The sequence below is a fragment of the Kineococcus indalonis genome, from assembly GCF_009906395.1.
Taxonomy (GTDB): domain Bacteria; phylum Actinomycetota; class Actinomycetes; order Actinomycetales; family Kineococcaceae; genus Kineococcus; species Kineococcus indalonis.
In genome coordinates this window covers 1-4,306 of sequence record NZ_JAAALM010000355.1, presented here as the reverse complement: position 1 = coordinate 4,306, position 4,306 = coordinate 1, and the positions used below count along the sequence as shown (strand labels likewise).

Genomic DNA, 4,306 nt, shown 5'->3' with positions numbered 1-4,306 from the left:
GGTCAGCCCGCGTAGTGGCAGGCGGCCTCGGGGGCGGTCTCGGCGCTGGTGGCGCGCACGGGCCGCAGTTCCGGTCGCATCGTCAGGCACGCGGCGCGGCGCGCCTCGTCGAGGCTGTCGAAGCGCTGGCAGCGGGTGTGGAAGGGGCACCCGGCCGGCGGGTTCGCCGGGCTGGGCAGGTCGCCGCGCAGCACGATGCGGCGCCGGTCCGCCTCCACGTCCGGGTCCGGCACGGGCACCGCCGACAGCAGCGCCTGCGTGTAGGGGTGGGCCGGGCGCTCGAAGACGTCGCGCACGTCGCCGACCTCCACGATCCGCCCCAGGTACATGACGGCGACCCGGTGGGCCAGGTGCCGCACCACCGACAGGTCGTGGGCGACGAACAGGTAGCTCAGGCCCATCTCCGCCTGCAGCTTCTGCAGCAGGTTCAGCACGCCGGCCTGGATGGACACGTCCAGCGCCGAGACCGGCTCGTCGAGGACGAGCAGCTTCGGGCGCACCGCCAGGGCCCGGGCGATGCCGATGCGCTGGCGCTGCCCGCCGGAGAAGTCCGCGGGGTAGCGGTCGGCGTGGTCGGGCTGCAGGCCCACGACCTCCAGCAGCTCGGCGACCCGGGCGCGGCGCTCCTCGGCGGGCACGCCCGCCGCCAGCAGGGGTTCGGCGACGACGTCGCCGACGGGCATGCGCGCGTCCAGCGAGCCCATGGGGTCCTGGAACACGATCTGCACGTCGCGGCGCAGCGCGCGCCGCTCGCGCGGCGTCAGCTGCCCCACGTCGCGCCCGCCCAGGCGCACCGTGCCGGACTGCGGGGACACGAGCTCCAGGATCTGGGTGATCATCGAGGTCTTGCCGCAGCCGGACTCGCCGACCACGCCCAGGCACTCCCCGGCGCGCACGTCGAAGCTGACGCCGTCGACGGCGTGCACGGTGCCGTAGCGGCGCCGGAACAGGGCCCCCTTGGTCAGGGGGTACTCGCGCACGAGGTCCTGCACCTCCAGGACGACCTCGCGCTCGGCGCGCGGGGCGCGCACCACCGGCTCGGGGGCCGGGGGACGGGCGAACACCGGCACCCCGCCGATGGCGCCGTCGCGGATCTCGTGGGCGCGGTGGCAGGCGGCCCGCCCCCCGGTGCCGGTCTCGGCCAGCGGGGGTTCCACCTGCGCGCACACCGGCACGGCCACCGGGCAGCGCGCGCGGAAGGGGCACCCGGTGGGCAGCGCGTGCAGCGCCGGCGGGGTGCCGGCGATGGGTACCAGCGGCTCGCCCTCGCGGTCGTCGGGGCGGGGCACCGCGCCGAGCAGCCCGAGGGTGTAGGGCATGCGCGGGCGGTGGTAGACGTCGCGCACCGCACCGGTCTCCACGGCCCGCCCGGCGTACATCACCGCCACGCGGTCGGCCATGCCGGCGACCACGCCGAGGTCGTGGGAGATCATCACGACCGCCGCGCCGGTGATCCGGCGCGCGGTGTCCAGCACCTCGAGCACCTGCGCCTGGATCGTCACGTCCAGCGCGGTGGTGGGCTCGTCGGCGATGAGCACGTCCGGGTCGTTGGCGATCGCCATGGCGATCATCGCGCGCTGGCGCATGCCGCCGGAGAACTCGTGCGGGTAGGCGCGCGCACGGCGGGCGGCGTCGGGGATGCCGACGGTGTCCAGCAGCTGCACGGCCCGCTCGGCGGCGGCCGAGCGTGAGAGGCCCTGGTGCACCCGCAGCGTCTCGGCGATCTGCTCACCGACCTGGTACACGGGCGTCAGCGCCGAGAGCGGGTCCTGGAACACCATGGCCACGGAGCCGCCGCGCACGCGCGCCAGCGCCCTGTCGCTCGCGCCGAGCAGTTCCTGGCCGCGGAAGGTGATGGAGCCGCGCACCTTCGCGCGCGGCGGCAGCAGCCCCATGACGGCCAGGGAGGAGACGGACTTGCCCGAGCCGGACTCGCCGACGATGCCCAGCACCTCGCCGGTGCGGACCTCGTAGCTCAGACCGCGCACGGCGTGCACGGTGCCGGCCTCGCTGGGGAACTCCACGTGCAGGTCCTCCACCCGCAGCAGGACCTCGCTCACCGTCCGCTCCTGCTGCTGGCCGGGTCGAACGCGTCGCGCAGCCCGTCGCCCACGAGGCTGACCGCGAGGGTGAACATGACGAGCAGACCTCCGGAGAACAGGAACAACCAGGGGAAGGTGAACGCCGACTCGGTGCCGGCGGCGATGAGGGTCCCCAGCGAGACGTCCGGCGCCTGCACGCCGAAGCCGAAGTAGGACAGGCTGGACTCGGAGATCACCGCGGTGGCCACCGTGATGGTGGCGTCGATGATCAGCAGGGAGGACATGTTGGGCAGGATGTGCCGGGCGATGATCGCGGCCGGGCCCACGCCGGAGTAGCGCGCCGCCTGCACGAACTCGCGCTCCTTCAGGCTCAGCGTCATGCCGCGCACGATCCGCGCGGTGATCATCCACGCGAACAGCGCGATGAGCAGGACGAGCACGAGCCAGCCCGAACGCCCCGCCGAACGGCTGAGGATCGCCACCAGCAGGAACGAGGGCACCACGAGCAGCAGGTCCACCACCCACATCAGGACGCGGTCGACCCAGCCGCCGAAGTACCCCGCGCACGCCCCCACCACGGAGGCGATGCCGGTGGAGAACAGCGCCACCAGCAGGCCGATGAGCAGCGACTTCTGCAGACCGCGCATGGTCTGCGCGAAGACGTCCTGGCCGATCTGCGTGGTGCCGAACCAGTGCTGCGGCGAGGGCGGCTGCAGGAACGCCTCGAAGTCCTTGTCCGTCCACGTCCAGCCCGTGATCGCCTTGTACACCACCGGGCCGGCGAAGGCGGCGAGGAACAGCAGGACGATGACGACCAGGCCGGCGACGGCCGTGCGGTTGCGCACGAACCGGCGCGTGACGAGCTTGCGCCGGCCCAGGGCGCGGTGGTGCGCGGCCACCTGCGCCGGGGACTCGGCCAGCGCCTCGACGACGTCGGCGGGTTCGGGTTGCGCGGTCACGGGGTGGGCCTTCCGGTTCGGGGCACGGCCGCGCTCACATCCGCACCCGCGGGTCCAGCAGGACGTAGAAGACGTCCGCGAGGAACCCGGAGACGAGGATGAACACGGCGGTGAACATGGTGACCGTCGCGACGACGTTCACGTCGTTGCGCGTGATGGAGTCGATGAGCCACTCGCCCATGCCGTGCCAGCCGAAGATCTTCTCGGTGAAGGTCGCGCCGACCGCCATCGTGCCGAAGGAGTACGCCAGCAGCGTGGCCATGGGGATGAGCGCGGTGCGCAGGCCGTGCCGGCGCAGCGCCGCCCCCCGGGTCAGGCCCTTGGCCTGGGCGGTGCGCAGGTAGTCGCTGCCGAGCACGTCGAGCATCGCGTTGCGCTGGTAGCGGCTGAAGTACGCGATCTGACCCAGCGCGATGGACAGCGTCGGCAGGATCAGGTGGGCCACCTGGTCCCAGGCGACCGTGGCGAACGAGCCGGTCAGGTTCGGCGTCTCGAAACCGGTGTAGAAGAGCACCGTGCTGCCTGCGGCGTTGTTCAGGCTCAGCGCGCCGTACTTCAGCAGCACCGCCGTGAAGAACACCGGCGTGGCGATCATGATGAACGAGAAGACGGTGATGGCCCGGTCGGACAACCGGTACTGGCGCACCGCCGAGACCACGCCGGCGGCGATGCCGACCACCGCGCCGATGATCGAGCCGACGAGCAGCAGGCGTGTGCTGACCAGCGCGCGGGTGCCGAGCTCGCCGGTGACCGGCCGGTTGTCGATGGTCTGCCCGAAGTCGCCCTGCACGACGCCGGAGACCCAGTGCCCGTACCGCTCGAGCAGCGGGTCCTTGTCGTTGACGCCGATGTCGCTCAGCTGCTGGTCGACGACGGCGGCCGGCGGAGCCGGGTTGCGGCCCGCGTAGTTGGACCGTGGATCGAGGCTCAGCGACGCCACGAAGTACCCGATCGTGGTCGCGACGAGCACGAGCACGAGGTAGTTCAGCAGTCGCCTGAGGAGGAACCCTGCCACGCATCTCCCTGTCGAAAGCGGCGTCCGGGCCCCCGTCGGCCTCGGCGCCGGAGGCACCCTAGGCACGGCTGTTGCCGCGGCACAAGAACTCTCGGCGAGTATCTCTTGCCCGAGCGTACTGCCGTGGTGTTAACCGGATGTTTCACCGCGAACGGCCGGGGAACCCCTCCCCGGAACCGGTGAGGCCAGGCTCACCTCAGCCGCTCCGCCGGACCGCGCCCCCTCCCGCACCGGCTCGCCCGGCCGCCGACGGGCGCCGCCGGGCTGCCCGGGGCCCTCCTGCACGGGGA

The 4,306-nt window shown here is 72.8% G+C and carries 3 protein-coding genes; all 3 read right to left on the bottom strand.

Annotated elements, in window-relative coordinates:
* Positions 1–2 precede the first annotated feature (2 nt).
* Genes GTR00_RS15510 through GTR00_RS24190 form a run of 3 tightly spaced genes read right to left on the bottom strand, consistent with a single transcriptional unit; the run spans position 3 to position 4,016 of the window.
* Positions 3–2,060 carry an ABC transporter ATP-binding protein gene (locus GTR00_RS15510; protein ID WP_166612498.1) on the bottom strand — a complete coding sequence of 686 codons (2,058 nt, stop codon included), beginning with the start codon at positions 2,058–2,060 and terminating at the stop codon, positions 3–5.
* Complete coding sequence (locus GTR00_RS15505; RefSeq protein ID WP_323132514.1) at positions 2,057–3,001, bottom strand: ABC transporter permease; 945 nt, start codon at positions 2,999–3,001, stop codon at positions 2,057–2,059. The genes GTR00_RS15510 and GTR00_RS15505 overlap by 4 nt, the downstream gene beginning before the upstream one ends.
* A 34-nt stretch (positions 3,002–3,035) precedes the next feature.
* Complete coding sequence (locus GTR00_RS24190) at positions 3,036–4,016, bottom strand: ABC transporter permease (RefSeq protein ID WP_166612497.1); 981 nt, start codon at positions 4,014–4,016, stop codon at positions 3,036–3,038.
* Between the last annotated feature and the right edge of the window lie 290 nt (positions 4,017–4,306).